This is a genomic window from Amycolatopsis sp. NPDC114503, assembly GCF_055633655.1.
Window position 1 is genome coordinate 109,493 of record NZ_JBVKDT010000014.1, and the last position, 15,441, is coordinate 124,933.

Consider the following 15,441-nt stretch of genomic DNA (forward strand, 5'->3'; position numbering starts at 1 on the left):
AGGATGTCCTTCACTCTCACCCCGGCTTACGACGACAACCCGCGGCTGGCGGAGCTGGTCGGCCGGTTGCGCGAATACCTGTCCGGCGAACTCGTCGACTACGAGGCCGCTCTCGGGCTGACCCCGGAGACGCCGTTGACCCGGTCGATGGTGGAACCGGTGTGGAAACGCTGCCGGGAGCTGGGTTTCTACGGCGTTCACCTGCCCAGCGAGTACGGCGGTCTCGACCTGACCTACACGGAGCTGGCCGCGCTCAAGGAGGAAGTCGGCGCGTCCGGCCGGATCCTCTACCACTGCGTGCTCGGCGACTTCGGCGGCCCGCTGCGCGCCGGCGCGATCTTCACGACGGCCACCGAAGACCAGCGCGAGCGATACCTGCTGCCGGTGGTTCGCGGGGAACGGGCGTGCTGCTTCTCGCTGACCGAGACCAATGCCGGGTCGGACGTCCGCGCCATGCGCACCACGGCGACCCCGAACGGCGACGGCTGGCGGATCAGCGGGCACAAGGTGTTCTCCTCGGCCGGCCCGATCGCCGATTTCTCCGTGCTGGTCGCCCGGATGGCGGGGGAGGAGGAGAGCTACTCGGCGTTCCTGGTCGATCTGGACTCGCCTGGCTGCACCGTCGCCGACGGCGAGGTTCCGATGTCCGGCCAGCACATCGAATCCGACATCATCCTCGATGACTGCTACGTCGGCCCGCGGCAGCTGCTCGGCCAGGTCGGCGACGGCCTGCGCATCGGGCTCGGCCGGGTCACCACCAACCGGCTGCTGCATTGCCCGACGGTGCTCGGCCACGCGCGACGCGCGCTGGAGCTCACCATCGAATTCGCCCGCACCCGCCAGGTGTTCGGCGGACCGCTGGCGGCGCTGCAGTCGATCCAGCACAAGATCGCCGACATGGCCACCGCGTACTACGCGGCCCGCGCCATGACCTACGACGCACTGTCCGAATTGGACTCCGGGAGCACACCGAGCACGGAGGCGTTCATGTGCAAGCTGTTCGTGGCGGAGAACGCCTTCCGCATCGCCGACGAGGCGGTGCAGATCCACGGCAAGGCCGGGCTCGTTCGCGGGGCCGAGGTGGAGTGGCTCTTCCGCCGCCTGCGGATGTTCCGCGTGCTCACCGGGTCGTCGGAGATCCAGAAGAACGGGATCGCCAAAGCGCTGCTCCAGCCGTCCGGGACGCGGGCGTGAAGCCCGCCGGGATTCGGCCGCGGTCTGCCGTGCCGGCCGACGGCGCCACGGGGAGCAGTTGGCTGCGCCGCTGGTCGGTGATCGTCATGCTGCTGCTGTTCATGCTGATCAACTACGGCGACAAGACCGTCCTCGGCCTGGCCGCGCGCCCGATCATGCACGAGTTCGGGCTCAGCCCGTCGCAGTACGGCTTGCTGTCCAGTTCGTTCTTCTTCCTGTTCAGCGTGTGCGCGCTGGCGGTCGGCCTCGCGTCGAGCCGGATTTCGACGCGCTGGATCCTGCTGGTGCTCGCGCTGGTCTGGGCGGTGACGCAGGTTTCCGTCGTCGCCGCCGGCGGGATCGGGCTGCTCCTGGCGAGCCGGATCGTGCTCGGTGCGGCCGAAGGACCGGCGCAGCCCATGGCGCTGCACGCCGCGCACAGCTGGTTTCCCAACGCCAAGCGCAACATTCCGAGCGCGCTGATCGTCGGCGGGGGTGCGCTGGGCGGGGCGATCGCGACCCCGCTGCTCACCGTGGTGATCGTGCACTTCGGCTGGCGGGCGGCGTTCCTGGCCATGTTCCTGGCGGGCTGCGTGTGGTGCGCGCTGTGGCTGGCGATCGGCCGCGACGGTCCGGTGGACCGCGCCCCGGCCGGGGCGGCTCCGGTCCCGGCCAGCCGGGCGCCGTACCGGCGGATCCTGCTCTCCGGAACGTGGCTCGGCGGTTTCACGGGCGCGTTCGGCGCGTACTGGACTTCCACGCTGATGGTCGCCTGGTTGCCGTCCTATCTGGAAACCGCGCTGGGGTACAGCACCGGCGAGGCCGCCGCGATCGCGACGATTCCCTGGCTGGCCGGGCTGATCCTGACCTTCGCGCACGGCGCGATCACCCAGTGGCTGCTGCATCTGGGCGTGCCCAGCCGGATCGCCCGCGGCGTCCTCGGTGGTTGTGTGCTGATCCTGGCCGGTTTGGCGATGGTGCTGCTGCCGACCGTGACACAGCCTGCGCTGCGGATCGTCCTGATCGCGGTGGCGTTTAGCTTCCACGGCGTCACCTTCGCCAACGGCCAGACGGTCAACAGCGAGATCAGCCCTCCCGCACAACGCGGCGCGGTGCTGTCGGTCAGCGTCGCGCTGGTCACCATTGCCGGGCTGCTCGCGCCGTATGTCACCGGCCGGCTCGTCGAGGCCGCCGACGGACCGGCCGCCGGGTTCGCCACCGCCTTCGCGATTCCCGGAGTCCTGATGATTGCGGGCGGCCTGGCCGCGCTGTTCTTCGTCCGCCCAGAAAGCGACGCCCGTCGCATCGCGACATTCGCCGTAGCCAAGGAGAAACCGTGACCACTCCGTACACAGTGGACAATGCTTACTGGAGTCGCGGCTACGTCGACCCGGCGTTCGTCCGGCTCGGCATGACCCGTGCCAGGGAAACCGGCCCGACCCGCCGGGTGTGGCGCGGCGCGGGGCCGCGCTGGGACCTGCCCGAGGAGCCCCGAGACCTCGACGGCCTGCTTGTCGGGGCATCGAAGGTCACCTTGACCGAGTTCCTGGCCAGCGCGGAAACCGACGCGATCCTGGTGGCGCACCAGGGAAAGATCGTGTACGAGCGGTACTTCCACGGCATGCGGCCGCACGACGTCCATTTGTCCGCGTCGGTCGCGAAGTCGTGGACCGGGCTGCTCGCGGCGCTCCTCATCGATGAAGGCGCGCTCGACGCCGACCGGTCGCTGGCCCACTACGCGCCCGAACTCGCTGGCACCGCGTTCGGCGACGCCACGATCCAGCACCTGCTGCACATGGGCACCGTAATGGACTACGGCGGGCGGCCGTTCTGCAAACCCCTTGAAGCGCAACGGTATTTCGCCGCCGTCGGCATCGTGCCCCGTCCCGTGGGCTATACCGGCCCCACCAGCGTGAAAGAACACCTCGCCACCGCGCAGGCTGTCGCACCGCCGGGAACCGAATTCCGCTACGACAACGGAAACACCGAGGCCGTCGCGGAAGCCCTTCGCCGGGTCACCGGCCTCAGCCTCGCCGAGTTGTGGAGCGAACGGGTCTGGTCCCGGCTCGGCGCGGACGAGGACGGCGCCTACTGCCTGGATCCCACCGGCACGGAGATCGCCTGCGGCCGCTACAGCGCGACCCTTCGCGACCTTGCCCGGGTAGGGGAGATGCTCCGTCGTGGCGGGGCGATCGGCGAGGACCAGATCGTGCCGGAACGCGTGGTCGCGGACTTGACCAACGTGCCGCCAGGGCCTGCTCAGCGCGCCTTGCCGACCGGTGCCGCGCGGCCGATCGGGTACCACAATTTCTGGTGGGTTCCCGATGACGGCCACGGCACGTTCGGCGCGCGGGGCATCCACGGCCAGCGGCTGCAGGTCAGTCCGGGGCGCGAGCTGGTGATAGCGCACTACGGATCCCATGTGATGTCGCCGTCGGTCCCGGTGCCGCCGCTCGAAGCGGTCTTCGCCCAGATCGGCGACCATCTGGCCGGGTAGCGCTAGGTCGCGCTCCGGGAGTCGACAGTGGAGGACCGGCGGACCGCATCGACGGTCTCCCACTGTGCCGGGTCGAGCCGGCTGAACGCGGCGGGGAAGACCCCGTCCTGCTCGGCGAGGACGTGTTCGCGCAGCAGCTGCAGCGCGGCGAGCAGCCGTGCGGGCCACGCCGGGTCGGTCGGCGTCCCGCCGGCGGCTTCGCCGAGCACGTGCTCGATGCGCCGGTGCTGGCAGGTCAGATCCGCGACGTCGCCCGCGGCTGATCAACGCGACCACTTCGTCGTGCTCCCGGGTCAGTTGCGCGATCGCGGTCAGGGCCTGGCAGCCGCACCGGCCTTCTCCGTACGGAAGTGCTGCCGCAGCGAGCGTTTCGCCACCGTCGCGGTGAACGCGAGAGCCGGGGCGGCGACCAGCGCCAGTGCCGCCAGACCGAGCGCGTATGAGCCGAGGCCGGCGTAGAGCGCTCCCATCACCAGCGGCGGTATGAAGCCGCGCAGGCCGCCCGCGGCTCCGACGACTCCGGTCACCGAACCGACCTTGTTCGCCGGGACGACCATCGCGAACACCGCGCCGCTGCCCGCCCCGAGGGCCGCGGCCATCGCCAGGAACGCGACCGTGCCCAGCGGCATCAAGCCGGGGCTGAACGCTTGCACCACTGGCCGGGACAGCTTTCGCCGAGACGGTCGCGGCCGCGCAGCGGATGGGGGTGCGGGTGACTGGGATGTTGGAGCCCCACATGACCAGGTAGGTGGAATTCCACCAGTCGCCGGCCTCCGGCACGTCGGTCTGGTCGCCCCACACCTGCGGCGAGGCGACCGGCAGGTCGGCGTACCAGTCGTAGAACGACAGCAGCGTGCCGCCGAGCAGCGCGTGGTAGCGGGTGCCCGCGGCGAAGGACGCCATCGACATCGCCGGGATCGGCGAGAACCCGACCACGCGGTCGGGCCCGAAGGTCTTGGTGGTGTAGACGTGCGCGGCGGCGATCATCGTCGTCGCTTCGTCGAAGGTGGCGCGGACGAACCCGCCGCGGCCGCGCTGTCCCTTGTACGCCTTGGCTTTGCGCGGGTCCTCGACGATGTCCGCCCAGGCCGCGACCGGGTCGCCGAACCGCTTCAGCCCGGCCCGGAACATGGTGAGCAGCGACCCGCGCACGTACGGATGGCGCATTCGCGAGGGCGAGTACTCGTACCAGGAGAACGAAGCGCCCCGGGGACAGCCGCGCGGCTCGTAGTCGGGACTGTCCGGCCCGGTGCCCGGGTAGTCGGTCGCCTGATGCTCCCAGGTGATCAGGCCGTCCTTGACGAAGACGTTCCACGAGCAGGAACCGGTGCAGTTCACCCCGTGCGTCGAACGCACAACACGGTCGTAGCTCCACCGGTCGCGGTAGAACGACTCCCACGCGTTCGCGTCGATCTGGTGCAGGGTGCGCCCGTGGTCGCCGACGGTCTCCTTGGTCAGCAGCCGCCGCACCCCGAGCAGCGGGCCGTGCCCGGGGACGCGGTCGTTGGCCGGCACTGGTCGAGTGGGCAAGGCGACTCCTTCGGGCGGTCGGCTCGGCGGGACTGTCCCGCTGCGACACCACCCTGGTGCCGGCCGTACGCCACCCAGCTTCGGCGAACGGGGCGGCTCGTTCACCGGGCGGACGTCACGGGTCGAAGTGACCTTCGGCCTCTGCGGCGGGGCCGTTCCCGGGCTAGGCGCCGAGGTCGAGCACCCGGCAGTCCGGGACCTCGTCGAGCTCGAGCCGGTAGCCGGGCACCAGCCGGGCCTGGCCTGGCGTGAATTCCACCCAGACCGAGCCAGGGCGCAGATCGGGCGAGCGGTCGACGACAATCCCCGACCTGCCTTCGAATTGGCCGCCGTGCGCGCGTACAGGCAGTCCGGCCGGGAATCCGCCCGGCCGGGCAGGTCCTGGATTTCGGGTGCGACGATTCATGTCGTCCTCCTCCCCGGAGGAAACAGCGGGTTGATGCTTGAACGATGCCGCTTGCCAGTGCGGTGCGAGCAGAGCCGTACGGCCGGGATGCCCGGGTCTTTCGCCCGGGACTCGAGAGGACCGAGTTGCTGCGGCGCAAGCGAAACGGTCGGCCGTGACGGCGTCTTCGGCGGGAAGCGGCGGCAGCGGAGGGGCCGGGGGCGAGGGGAAGAGCCCCTTGCCGCCGCCACCGCTCGAGGCGAGAGCGCCGCTGCCCATTCGTCGGGGTGGCCCGCTGGCGGCTCTCGCACCTTTGATTCTTCTTCCTGCTGTCGTTCGACGGCAGGGCGCAATGACCTCGACGGAGAGGACGAAGGACCGCGTCGAGGCCGGAGTCGGTGTCCGTTGTCTCTGCTAGCGTTACCGTTGTGGTGCAGAAGGTTCGAGGTCAGGTGTCCGAAGCGCGGTCGAGGCTGCTCGCGACGGCCACCCGGATCTTCTACGCCGAAGGCCTCCATTCGGTGGGGATCGACCGGATCGTGGCGGAGGCGAAGGTGACCCGGGCCACGCTGTACCGGCATTTCCCCGGCAAGGAAGACCTCGTTGTCGCGTATCTGCAGGGCGTTTCCGAGATGGAGCGCGACGGAATCGGCAAAATCCTCGCGGACAATCCGCCCGCGGACGACGCCCTGCGCGCCATCGCCGGATTGATCGCCGAGAGCATCCAGTCGGCGCATTTCCGCGGTTGCGCGTTTCTCAACGCGGCGGCGGAGTATCCGGACCCCGGGCATCCCGTGCACCAAGCGGTCCTGGCGCACCGCGAGTGGTTTCTCCGCACGGTCACGGACTTGCTCGCACAGATCGGCGAGACCCCTCCGGAGCCCGCCGCACGGCATTTCGTCATGCTGCGCGACGGTGCGATGGCGTCGGGCTGTCTGACCGACTCGGCCCAGACGGGCGACACGTTCCTCCAGGGCGTCGAGGGCATCCTGCGGTTCCGCCTCGGCTCCGCGGAGCGTCCGTAACACTTCCGAAAGACCGGTTGGCGTTGACGGTACCCAGGATCTGCCGACAAGCTTCAAGGAGAACGAACGTTCTATCTCTCTTAGCTTTCGGAAGGATCATCGTGACCATCGTTGACTCGCCCGCCGGGACCGCTCCGGCGTTGCGCCGGCTGTACTTCGTGCGGTTCGCCTTCGCGATCGTCTGGGCCGCGCTGCTGTTCCTCACGGCCAAGACGCACGTCGGCCCGCTCGGGGTCGTCCTGGTCGTCGCGTATCCGTTGTTCGACGTCGCCGCCGCGGTCGTGGACGCGCGCTCGTCCCGTGCCCCGGGGTTGTACGTGAACATCGCGATCAGCCTGCTGGCGGGGATCGGCCTCGCGATCGCCAGCGCGTCCGGAGTCCCGACGGTGCTGCGGGTTTGGGGTGCGTGGGCTGTCGTGGCCGGTCTTGTCCAGCTGATCGTGGCGATCGGCAGGCGGGGGATGGGCGGCCAGTGGCCGATGATCCTCAGCGGCGGCATCTCGGTGCTGGCCGGGGCGAACTTCATTCTCAGCGCTGGCGCGCCGAACCCGTCGCTGGCCACCGTGGCTGGCTACGCGGTGCTGGGCGGGATTTTCTTCTTGGTCTCGGCGATCCGCCTCGGCCGATGACGCCGTCGAGATCTTCGGTTCAGGCGAGCGTGAGGAAGAGCTTCTCCAGCTGCTCCTCGGTCATGGCGGTTTCGTTGCCTTCGCCGTCGGCGGAGACGCATTCGCGCAGGCCGCTGGCGATGATCTTGAACCCGGCCCGGTCGAGAGCGCGCGAGACCGCGGCGAGCTGGGTGACGACGTCCTTGCAGTCGCGGCCTTCGTCGATCATCGCGATGACGCCGGCGAGCTGGCCCTGCGCGCGGCGGAGCCGGTTGCGGACCTGGGTGACGGTGTCCTGGTCGCCGATCATGGTGCCCTCTTCCTGGCTGGCGGGTGATTTCGACAATACCCCGGCGGGTATGTGCTCAGGCACCGCGCTTGCGCCACGGCCACGAGCGCGGCGGCCGCGGTTCGGCGGGATGTCCGGGACACCACTGATCGGCGGGAACGGCCGCTTTGACCTGATCGACGTGCTGACCGCAGCCGGCCCAGGTGGTTTTGCCGCACGTGCGGCACGAGACGGGACGGCACATGGTCATCCTTCCGGGATCGTCGGCGCGCCGGCGCGCGGGCGGCGGAGTTCGGCGAATGCCGGGACCGCGGCAGTCGCGCGGAGGGCGTCGAACAAAGCGCGTCCTTCGGCTGGGGCGGGCAGTTCGGTGAGCACTGGACCGAAGAAGGCTCGGCCGTCGATCTCGGTGATCGGGCTGCCGCCGGTTTCGCCGAGTGCGTCCTGGCTCGCCTGGTGCGCGCGGTGCACGGCCGGGTCTGTTTCGGCGGAATTCGCTTGGTCCGCAAGGTCTTCCGGCAATTCGGCGTCGCGCAAGGCCGCACGGAGCAGTGCGCTGTCCAACGGTTGCCGCTGCTCGTGAATGCGACGGCCGAGCGCGACGTGGAACCGGGCGGCCGCGGCCGGGTCTTCGATCGCGGCGCGGACCCGGCCCGCGTGCAGCGAGTCCTCGACCCGCTGGCGGTGCTCCTCCGGAACCGTTTTTCCCTCGTTGAGCACAGCGAGGCTCATCGGCCGCACGGAGAATTCCGCGCCCGTGCCGTCGAGCCAGCGGTACGCGAGCCAGGCGAACGGGCAGACCGGGTCCCCGTAGAGCACCACGCCGGTCATGCCAGCTCCCGGTCGAGCGCGTCGAGTGCGGAGCCGAGCCGCTCGGCGGCTTCCGCGGCGACCTCGGCGACGCCCGCCTCGGGCGCGACCTCGGCCATGACGGCGGGATTGATCGCCTCGACGATCGTGCCCTCGGCTCCGTTTTCGCGGACCACCACGTTGCAGGGCAACAGCAATCCGATTTCGCGGGTCGCCGTCAGCGCGCGGTGGGCCAGCGGGGGATTGCACGCGCCCAGGATGGTGTAGCGCTCCATCCTCTCGTCGAGCTTCTCGCGCATGGTCGCCTGCACATCGATCTCGGTCAGCACGCCGAAACCGGCGGCGCCGAGTTCGGTGCGGGTCTTGGCCATGACGTCGTCGAAACCCGCGTCTCGGTAGGTGCGGGACAAGCTCAGCTGCATGGTTGCTCCTTCCCTCGCGGTCCACGATACCCCCGGGGGCATTGGCTATGCCCCCGGGGGTATTATTGGATTGCGAAGCAGGGCGGTGCCCGGCCTTGCCGCACGGCTGCGGTTGGAAAACGGCTCGCGGACTTTGACCTTCGACGAGGCGACCGGTGGGCTCGACCAGCCGACGGCGTTTTACGAGGCACGTTGCTGCTCGTCGTGCGCCAGCTGTTTCGGCGTTTGCCCGGACAACGCGGTCCTGAAGCTCGTTCCCGACCTGGATTTCTCCAAGGGGCGCAGGAGCGCCTCTGTGGCGCGATCGAAACGGCCCGAAGAAACGTGGCTGCTGCGGCCCGGCGACCACCGCGAGAGCCCGATGCCGGAGCATGACTCCGGCTACTGGCGGCCGGCTTGCACAGCGAGGCCGAGCACAGGACGAACCGCCCGCACGACGCCGACCGTCGTACGAGACGGGGGATTCGTCACTGGCCGAACAGAGCTCGCGGAGTCCGGTAGTCGAGAAGGCGGGCGATGAGGTCGGCCCGCCCGCGGTTCAGATCCGGCGGCGCGGGCGGTGGCGTGCGCCGGGCCCGCGAGCGGACCGCGCGGACGAATTCCCGGACCCGGGAAGGGGGCGGCACCAGCTCGCCGCCGAGATAGGCCACCACGAGCAGGTCTTCGCCGGAATGGGTTTCGATGGTGAACGACCAGCCGTGGCGTTCGTCCCAGACCAGCGCCGTGTCGCGGCCGGGATGGACGGAGAGCTGCCCGTCGAGCGCGAGGTAGGCCGACATCGGCGAGTCGAGATCCATCGTGGTGGACTCCGGGCCGACGCCGGCCGCGACGCTCACCGCTTCGAGATAGGCGCTCATTCCGCAGAGCAGGCGGTATTCGCAGTCGGTGGTCACTTGCTGGACGCTCATCGATTCTCGTTTCTGCTACCGCGTGGCACGGCGGGTTCCTCGGTGCCGGCGGGTTCCGGCGGGCGGAGTTCGCCCGTGCCCGGAACGCGGCCTTCCCGCTGTCGGCCCGGCCGCCGGTTCGCGACGGTCGGGCCGACAGCGGTGCCCGGCTGCCCGTCTCAAGGCTGCGCCTCGGGCGGACGCCGGAAAAGGGCCGAAGGTCCCCGGCTCCGCCCGTTGTGGACAGAGACCTGAGCGGCGGGCAGGCCGAAGGTCAGCAGGATCGGCGGATACGGCAGCAGTGTGGTGACGAGCGGATCGCCGCTGCTGGTCTTCGCGGCGGTGACGTTCTTCTCCGCGCAGCCTGGCGGCGAGCCGTCGTCGGGGGCCCAGGGCGGCTCAGGTCGACGATCTGCGCGCGACGCGATACGGGCTGTACGCGGTGCTGACCCGCCGGGCACGCGGTGTCCGAGCCTTGTGACTATGCCGCCGGCCGCTGCGCCTCTCGGGAGCGGGACCAAAGACTCCGGCGCCACGGACGTCCGCCCGCAGCGACCGCGGGTCGCGCCGTCTTAGCGTCGGCTCCGGAACGAGCGGGTCCCGGCCGCAGGAGGTGCGCGATGGACGAGAAGGAAAAGGCTCTGACCGAGGAGAACGCCCGTCGCCGCGTCTCCGGGTACGGCCCGGGCCGCGAGCTGCTCGTCGGCGTGCGATCGGACCCGGTGTTCGGCCCGCTGGTGGTGTTCGGGCTGGGCGGAGTCGACACCGATCTGGTGGCCGACCGCGCCGCGCGGCTCGCCCCGCTCACCGGACCGGACGCGGACCTGTTGCTCGACGGCCCGCGCTCGGCCGGGGCGCTGTGGGCGTCCGGCATCGACCGGGCCGCGGTGCGCGAACTGCTGCTGAAGACCGGCCGGCTGGCGACGCTCGTGCCGGAGCTGGCGGAACTGGACCTGAATCCGGTGTCCGCGCGGGCGGACGGCTGCGCCGCGCTCGACGTCCGGGTCCGGCTGGAGCGCCGGAAGCCCGCCGATCCGTACCTGCGCAAGCTGTCCGGCTGACCGAGCGAGGAGAAGCCAGTGCGAATCCTGACCTTGAACCCCGGGTCCTCCAGCCTGAAGGCGGCGGTCGTGCACGACGGCGCCGCGGTCGGCTGGGCGGCCTGGCAGAACGGATTGTCCCGCGCCGTCGCCGATGCCGTGGAGCGCTGGCCTTGGCCGGACGCGGTGGCGGTGCGGTTCGTCCACGGCGGCGCGCAGAAGACGCCGGTTCTGATGACCGACCGGGTGATAGCGAACCTCGACCGGCTAGTTCCGCTGGCTCCGATCCACCAGCCGCTGTCGCTGGAGGTCGCCAGGCAGGTCCGGGACCTGCTGCCCGGCGTGCCGGTGGTGGCCTGCTTCGACACCGCGTTCCACGCGGAGCTGCCCGAGGCGGCCGCGCACTATCCGCTGCCGCGCGAATGGACCCGGCAGAACCGGTTGCGCCGTTACGGTTTCCACGGTTTGTCCGTGGCGTACGCGGTGCGCCGCACCGCGGAACTGCTGCGGCGGCCGGTCGATGAGCTGCAGCTGGTCTGCGCACACGTCGGGGCCGGGGTGTCGGTGACCGCGGTGCGGCGCGGGCGGAGCGTGGACACGTCGATGGGGTTCACCCCGCTGGAAGGGCCCGCGATGGCGACCCGGTCCGGTTCGATCGACCCGGGATTGCTGCTGCACGTCATGAAAACCGCGCCGATGGGACCCGACGAGCTGGCCGACGAGCTGTGCCTGCGGTCCGGGCTCGCCGGGATGAGCGGAACCAGCGGGGACCTCGGAGAGGTGCGGGCGGCCGCCGCGGCCGGGAACGCCGACGCCGCGCTGGCGGTCGAGGTCTACGTCCACCGGCTCCGCCGGGAAATCGGCGCGGCGGCGGTCAGCCTCGACCGGCTCGACGCGCTGGTGTTCACCGGCGGGGTCGCGCAATACCAGCCGGAAACGGTCGCCGAGGTCGCTCGCGGCCTCGGGGTCCTGGGGGTGCGGGTCGAAGAACCCGGACAGTCGGACGCGGACCGGGTGATCAGCGCGTCCGGCTCGGCCGCGCCGGTGCTCGTGGTCCGCGCCAGGGAAGACCTGGAACTCGCCCGCGGCGCGGAAACCGTGCTCGCCGATCTGGGAAACGAGGTGCATCGTGCACGTACTGCTGACCGAAGCGAAGTTCGGTGACTGCGACGCGCTGAACGGGCCGTTGCGGGACAACGGGTGCCGGGTCAGCCGGTGCCACTCGCGGGAAGGGATCTGCCGCGCCCTCGTGCCGGGCTCCTCGTGCCCGCTCGACGACCGCGCCGACCCGCCGGTGCTCGCGGTGGACGTCCGCGGCGCCGGGGACGAGATCACGGCGCGTGAGTTCGGGGTCGTGTGCGCGCTGCGGAAACAGGTCCCGGTGGCGCTCGTCCCGCCGGAGCCGGGATTGCCGGTGGCGACGCCCGCCGGGCTCGCGGACCGGGTCACCGTGACCAATGCCGAGACAGTGCTGGCGACCTGCCGGGCAGCGCCGACGATCCCGAGGCCGAGGCCGGAGCCCGCGGGAGCGACCGGATGACCGACGTCGCTTTCTCCTGGGACCGCTGCGCGCGGGCGGTGCTCGTGGACGCGCTGGCCCGGTTGGACGTGCGCCGCTTCGTGGTCGAGACCCGGACCGGCGAGCTGGCGATCGCCCGCGTCGGCCGCCTCCGGCACGATCCCGGCGGACGGCACGTCCTCGCCGGATGCGGCACCGCGCTGTCCGCCGCCTGGATCGTGCTGCGGGGACTGGGAATCCGCCCGGTGCTGTCGTTCCCGGACGACCCGGGCCGCCCGGACGTGGTCGCGGCGGTGACCCCCGGAGCGGACGACCCCGCGACCGCGAGCGACTGGGACCGGTACCTCGCCTTGCGCGCGGTCGCCGGACCGCCGCGAGTGCGCGCGGTGCCGGTCGACAATCCGGTCGACAATCCGGTCGTGCTCGCGGAACTGGCGGAGGAGAACCCCTGGCCGCGCACCCGGGTCTCGCGGCACGCGGGCGGTCGGGGCCTCGATGTGGTCGCCGACGGCGCGAGCGGCGTCGACCGCGTGCTGGTCGGCGCGGCGGTCCATTCGCTGCGGGTCGCCGCCGCGGTCCGCGGGTTGACGACTGAGGTGCGTCCCGGGGGCCAGGGCAGGGTGCCGCAGGCGGTCCTTCTGGTGTTCGAGAGCTGAGGGGATCCGGCGTCCGCCGAACATCGCGCGCGCGGGGATCACAGCGGTCTCGGTCGACCCGGACGCGGCCGAACGCCGCGTCCTGCTGGAAAAGGCGAGTTGAGCGCCGAACTGTGTGCGGAGGAGAAAACCATGACCACAGCGAATGAACAGGAAATCGTCGTAGGCGTCGACGGATCGGCGGGCAGCGCCGCGGCGGTCTGCTGGGCGCTGGCGGAGGCGAAGACCAGCGGCCGGACCGTGGTGGCGTTGCGGGCCTGGACGTTCGACCCGCTCGCCGACCTGGAATCGGCCGTCACCCGTTCGCCGGACGAAATCGCGTCCCGGTACCAGCACGAACTGGACCACGTGCTGGACGAGGCGCGGGCCGAGGCCGAAGGGGTGCGGGTGCGCAGCGGCACGATCGACGGCGCGCCCGGCCCGGCACTGGTCCGCGCGTCGGCAGAGGCGGCGATGCTGGCGCTGGGCAGCCACGGGCACAGCCGGGTGCTGCGCATGCTGGTCGGCTCGGTCTCCGAGTACTGCCTCCGCCACGCGCGCTGCCCAGTGGTGATCGTCCCGGCCCGGTCGGCGGAAGAACGGGAACCGTTGCCGGAAGCCGAAACCGCGGGCGCGTACTACCCCGGTCCCCTGCTGTGAGGAGCGGAAAATGAAGAGGACACGCCGGATCCGCGCGGTGATGACGACCGACGTCGTACGGGTCGCGCCGGGCACGTCGTTCAAAGCTGTCGCCGCGCTGCTGGAAGAACGCGGCGTCGGCGGGGTGCCGGTCGTCGACAAGGACGACCAGGTGCTCGGAGTGGTTTCGAGCGGCGACCTGCTGGAGCGGGACGTCGAGCACCACGGCATCGGACCGAAGGCACGACACGGCAGGCACAAGGCCTAAGCGCTCTTCGCGAGTGACTTGATGACGGCACCGGCTGTCACGGTGGGCGTGGACGACGACGTCCTGCGAGCGGCTCAGCTGATGGAGAAGCACCGGCTGCCGGTGCTCGAAACCGACGGCACGCTGGCCGGGATCGTCGCCCGGGCGGACCTCGTGCGGGCGTATTTGCGTCTGGACAACGACATTCGCGAGGAAGTGCGCGAGGAGGTCTTGAAACAGGAGATGTGCGTCGACCCGTCCACCCTGTACGTCTCGGTGTACGACGGGGTGGTGTCGCTGGACGGGGCTGTTGAGCGCGCCAGCATGATCCCGGTGCTCACGGCTCTCGTCGGCCGGGTCGACGGAGTGGTGGAAGTAAAGGAGCATCTGCGGGCGGAGCTGGACGACCGCGACCTCCGGCCGGGGGCGCCCGCGGCGGGCGGGTTGTTCCCGGACCGGTCGATCCATCGTCCGTGAGTCGGCGCGAAGGTCCGTGAGGGGAACCTTGAGGGAATCAGATTCCCTCAAGGTTCCCCTCACGGACCTTCGCTGGAGCGGTGTTGGGAGCACGTGCGAGGACTCCTCGGCCGCCGGCGCTCGGTAACCCAAGCCGCACCAACAACCAAGGAGCCCTTGACGAACTCAGCTCACTCGCGGAACAGCGCCACCTTCAACGCGCCGCTGTCCTGCGGATGCGCGAAAACGTCATACGCCTCGTCCATCTCCTGCAGCCCGAACCGGTGCGTGACCATCCGGCTCACGTCGAGGCGGCCGCTGGCGAGCATCCGCAGCAGCATGGGCGTGCTGGTGGTGTCGACGAGACCGGTGGTGATCGTGACGTTCCGGATCCAGAGCAGTTCGAGATGCAGCATCGCCGGTTTGCCGTGCACGCCGATGTTCGCGACCCGGCCGCCGGGGCGGACGAGTTCCGTGCACAGTTCGAAAGTCTCCGGGACTCCGACCGCTTCGACAGCCACATCCGCACCGAGCCCGCCGCCCGCTTCGCGCACCGCGACTTCCGCTTCCGACGGCTGGACAGTCACGTCGGCGCCGGCCGCTTTGGCTGCTGCTAGCCGGGCGGATTCCTTGTCGATCACGATGATCGACGACGGGCTGTAGAGCCGGGCGGCGGTGATCGCCGCGAGGCCGATCGGGCCCGCGCCGACGATCGCCACGACGTCGCCGGGGCCGACCTGTCCATTGCGGACTCCGACCTCGTAGGACGTCGGGAGGATGTCGGCCAGCAACAACGCCGCTTCGTCGCTCACCGACGACGGCAGCCGGTAGACGGAGGTGTCGGCGAACGGGACTCGCGCGAACTCCGCCTGTACGCCGTCGACGAGGTGGCCGAGGATCCAGCCGCCTCCGCCCAGGCATTGGCCGTAGCTGCCGCGGCGGCAGTATTCGCAGCGGCCGCACGCACTGATGCACGACACGAGCACGCGGTCGCCCGGCTTGACCGAGCCGACCGCGTCGCCGGTGCGCACGATGGTGCCGACCGCTTCGTGGCCGAGGACCCGGCCGCGTTCGACCTCGGGGACGTCGCCTTTCAGGATGTGCAGGTCGGTGCCGCAGATGGTGACGGCGTCGATCCGGACGATCGCGTCGGTCGGCGCGAGGATTTCCGGGTCCGGGCGGTCGGTCCAGGACCGGCGTCCGGGACCGTCGTACACGAGTGCCTTCACAGTCGCTCCTTCGCGGGACTGCGGGCGTCCGCCGCGACGGCGGACGCCCG

General features: G+C 70.7%; 20 protein-coding genes and 1 pseudogene. 12 read left to right on the forward strand and 9 right to left on the reverse strand.

Features of this window, described 5'->3' with window-relative positions; genetic code table 11:
- The first annotated feature begins 3 nt into the window (after positions 1-3).
- From ACZ7OI_RS40655 to ACZ7OI_RS40665, 3 genes are read left to right on the forward strand one after another with little or no spacing between them, the layout of a single operon-like run.
- Entirely contained in the window at positions 4-1,194 is a 1,191-nt protein-coding gene (locus tag ACZ7OI_RS40655) for an acyl-CoA dehydrogenase family protein (RefSeq protein WP_470269449.1), read from the forward strand.
- 29 nt (positions 1,195-1,223) lie between these two features.
- Positions 1,224-2,513, forward strand: coding sequence for an MFS transporter (locus tag ACZ7OI_RS40660; RefSeq protein ID WP_470269450.1), 1,290 nt, complete (start codon positions 1,224-1,226; stop codon positions 2,511-2,513).
- Complete coding sequence (locus tag ACZ7OI_RS40665; RefSeq protein WP_470269451.1) at positions 2,510-3,670, forward strand: serine hydrolase domain-containing protein; 1,161 nt, start codon at positions 2,510-2,512, stop codon at positions 3,668-3,670. Before ACZ7OI_RS40660 ends, ACZ7OI_RS40665 begins: the two co-directional genes overlap by 4 nt.
- 2 nt (positions 3,671-3,672) lie before the next feature.
- Here ACZ7OI_RS40665 and ACZ7OI_RS40670 read toward each other — a convergent pair whose 3' ends face one another.
- The 4 genes and pseudogenes from ACZ7OI_RS40670 to ACZ7OI_RS40685 all read right to left on the reverse strand — a co-directional run bounded on the left by ACZ7OI_RS40670 (position 3,673) and on the right by ACZ7OI_RS40685 (position 5,606).
- Positions 3,673-3,879 (reverse strand): hypothetical protein, encoded by a 207-nt coding sequence (locus ACZ7OI_RS40670; protein WP_470269452.1) that lies wholly within the window; start codon positions 3,877-3,879, stop codon positions 3,673-3,675.
- Positions 3,880-3,981: 102 nt separating this feature from the next.
- On the reverse strand, positions 3,982-4,326 hold the full coding sequence (locus ACZ7OI_RS40675; protein ID WP_470269453.1) for a nitrate or nitrite transporter: 345 nt from the start codon (positions 4,324-4,326) through the stop codon (positions 3,982-3,984).
- Positions 4,327-4,372: 46 nt separating this feature from the next.
- A pseudogene (locus tag ACZ7OI_RS40680) lies at positions 4,373-5,200 on the reverse strand (molybdopterin-dependent oxidoreductase); the annotation flags it as partial.
- A gap of 163 nt (positions 5,201-5,363) precedes the next feature.
- On the reverse strand, positions 5,364-5,606 hold the full coding sequence (locus ACZ7OI_RS40685) for a hypothetical protein (RefSeq protein ID WP_470269454.1): 243 nt from the start codon (positions 5,604-5,606) through the stop codon (positions 5,364-5,366).
- A gap of 431 nt (positions 5,607-6,037) precedes the next feature.
- On the opposite strand from ACZ7OI_RS40685, the gene ACZ7OI_RS40690 reads away from it, so the two are divergent.
- The gene (locus ACZ7OI_RS40690) at positions 6,038-6,610 is read left to right on the forward strand and encodes a TetR/AcrR family transcriptional regulator (RefSeq protein WP_470269576.1); all 573 of its coding nucleotides are present in this window, start codon (positions 6,038-6,040) and stop codon (positions 6,608-6,610) included.
- Between the two features lie 98 nt (positions 6,611-6,708).
- Positions 6,709-7,239: a hypothetical protein gene (locus tag ACZ7OI_RS40695; protein ID WP_470269577.1), complete on the forward strand. Its 531-nt coding sequence runs from the start codon at positions 6,709-6,711 to the stop codon at positions 7,237-7,239.
- A 19-nt stretch (positions 7,240-7,258) separates the two neighbouring features.
- Here the strand turns inward: ACZ7OI_RS40695 and ACZ7OI_RS40700 are convergent, their stop codons facing one another.
- From ACZ7OI_RS40700 to ACZ7OI_RS40715, 4 genes are all read right to left on the reverse strand, one after another.
- Positions 7,259-7,528: a metal-sensitive transcriptional regulator gene (locus ACZ7OI_RS40700; protein ID WP_470269455.1), complete on the reverse strand. Its 270-nt coding sequence runs from the start codon at positions 7,526-7,528 to the stop codon at positions 7,259-7,261.
- Between the two features lie 225 nt (positions 7,529-7,753).
- Positions 7,754-8,338: a mycothiol-dependent nitroreductase Rv2466c family protein gene (locus ACZ7OI_RS40705; protein WP_470269456.1), complete on the reverse strand. Its 585-nt coding sequence runs from the start codon at positions 8,336-8,338 to the stop codon at positions 7,754-7,756.
- Positions 8,335-8,739 carry a DUF302 domain-containing protein gene (locus ACZ7OI_RS40710; RefSeq protein WP_470269457.1) on the reverse strand — a complete coding sequence of 135 codons (405 nt, stop codon included), beginning with the start codon at positions 8,737-8,739 and terminating at the stop codon, positions 8,335-8,337. The genes ACZ7OI_RS40705 and ACZ7OI_RS40710 overlap by 4 nt, the downstream gene beginning before the upstream one ends.
- Positions 8,740-9,206: 467 nt before the next feature.
- Positions 9,207-9,647 (reverse strand): DUF6292 family protein, encoded by a 441-nt coding sequence (locus ACZ7OI_RS40715; protein WP_470269458.1) that lies wholly within the window; start codon positions 9,645-9,647, stop codon positions 9,207-9,209.
- A 599-nt stretch (positions 9,648-10,246) separates the two neighbouring features.
- Here ACZ7OI_RS40715 and ACZ7OI_RS40720 point away from each other — a divergent pair.
- From ACZ7OI_RS40720 to ACZ7OI_RS40750, 7 genes are all read left to right on the forward strand, one after another.
- Positions 10,247-10,687, forward strand: coding sequence for an acetate--CoA ligase family protein (locus tag ACZ7OI_RS40720; RefSeq protein WP_470269459.1), 441 nt, complete (start codon positions 10,247-10,249; stop codon positions 10,685-10,687).
- 18 nt (positions 10,688-10,705) lie between these two features.
- The gene (locus tag ACZ7OI_RS40725; RefSeq protein WP_470269460.1) at positions 10,706-11,830 is read left to right on the forward strand and encodes an acetate/propionate family kinase; all 1,125 of its coding nucleotides are present in this window, start codon (positions 10,706-10,708) and stop codon (positions 11,828-11,830) included.
- Positions 11,796-12,206, forward strand: coding sequence for a hypothetical protein (locus ACZ7OI_RS40730; protein WP_470269461.1), 411 nt, complete (start codon positions 11,796-11,798; stop codon positions 12,204-12,206). Before ACZ7OI_RS40725 ends, ACZ7OI_RS40730 begins: the two co-directional genes overlap by 35 nt.
- Positions 12,203-12,841, forward strand: coding sequence for a hypothetical protein (locus ACZ7OI_RS40735; RefSeq protein WP_470269462.1), 639 nt, complete (start codon positions 12,203-12,205; stop codon positions 12,839-12,841). The genes ACZ7OI_RS40730 and ACZ7OI_RS40735 overlap by 4 nt, the downstream gene beginning before the upstream one ends.
- A 132-nt stretch (positions 12,842-12,973) precedes the next feature.
- Positions 12,974-13,480, forward strand: coding sequence for a universal stress protein (locus ACZ7OI_RS40740; protein ID WP_470269463.1), 507 nt, complete (start codon positions 12,974-12,976; stop codon positions 13,478-13,480).
- A 10-nt stretch (positions 13,481-13,490) separates the two neighbouring features.
- Positions 13,491-13,727, forward strand: coding sequence for a CBS domain-containing protein (locus tag ACZ7OI_RS40745; protein WP_470269464.1), 237 nt, complete (start codon positions 13,491-13,493; stop codon positions 13,725-13,727).
- A gap of 21 nt (positions 13,728-13,748) precedes the next feature.
- Entirely contained in the window at positions 13,749-14,183 is a 435-nt protein-coding gene (locus ACZ7OI_RS40750; protein ID WP_470269465.1) for a BON domain-containing protein, read from the forward strand.
- Positions 14,184-14,353: 170 nt separating this feature from the next.
- Here ACZ7OI_RS40750 and ACZ7OI_RS40755 read toward each other — a convergent pair whose 3' ends face one another.
- A complete protein-coding gene (locus tag ACZ7OI_RS40755) occupies positions 14,354-15,391 on the reverse strand; it encodes a zinc-dependent alcohol dehydrogenase family protein (RefSeq protein ID WP_470269466.1) in 1,038 nt (345 codons plus the stop codon).
- Positions 15,392-15,441: the final 50 nt, after the last annotated feature.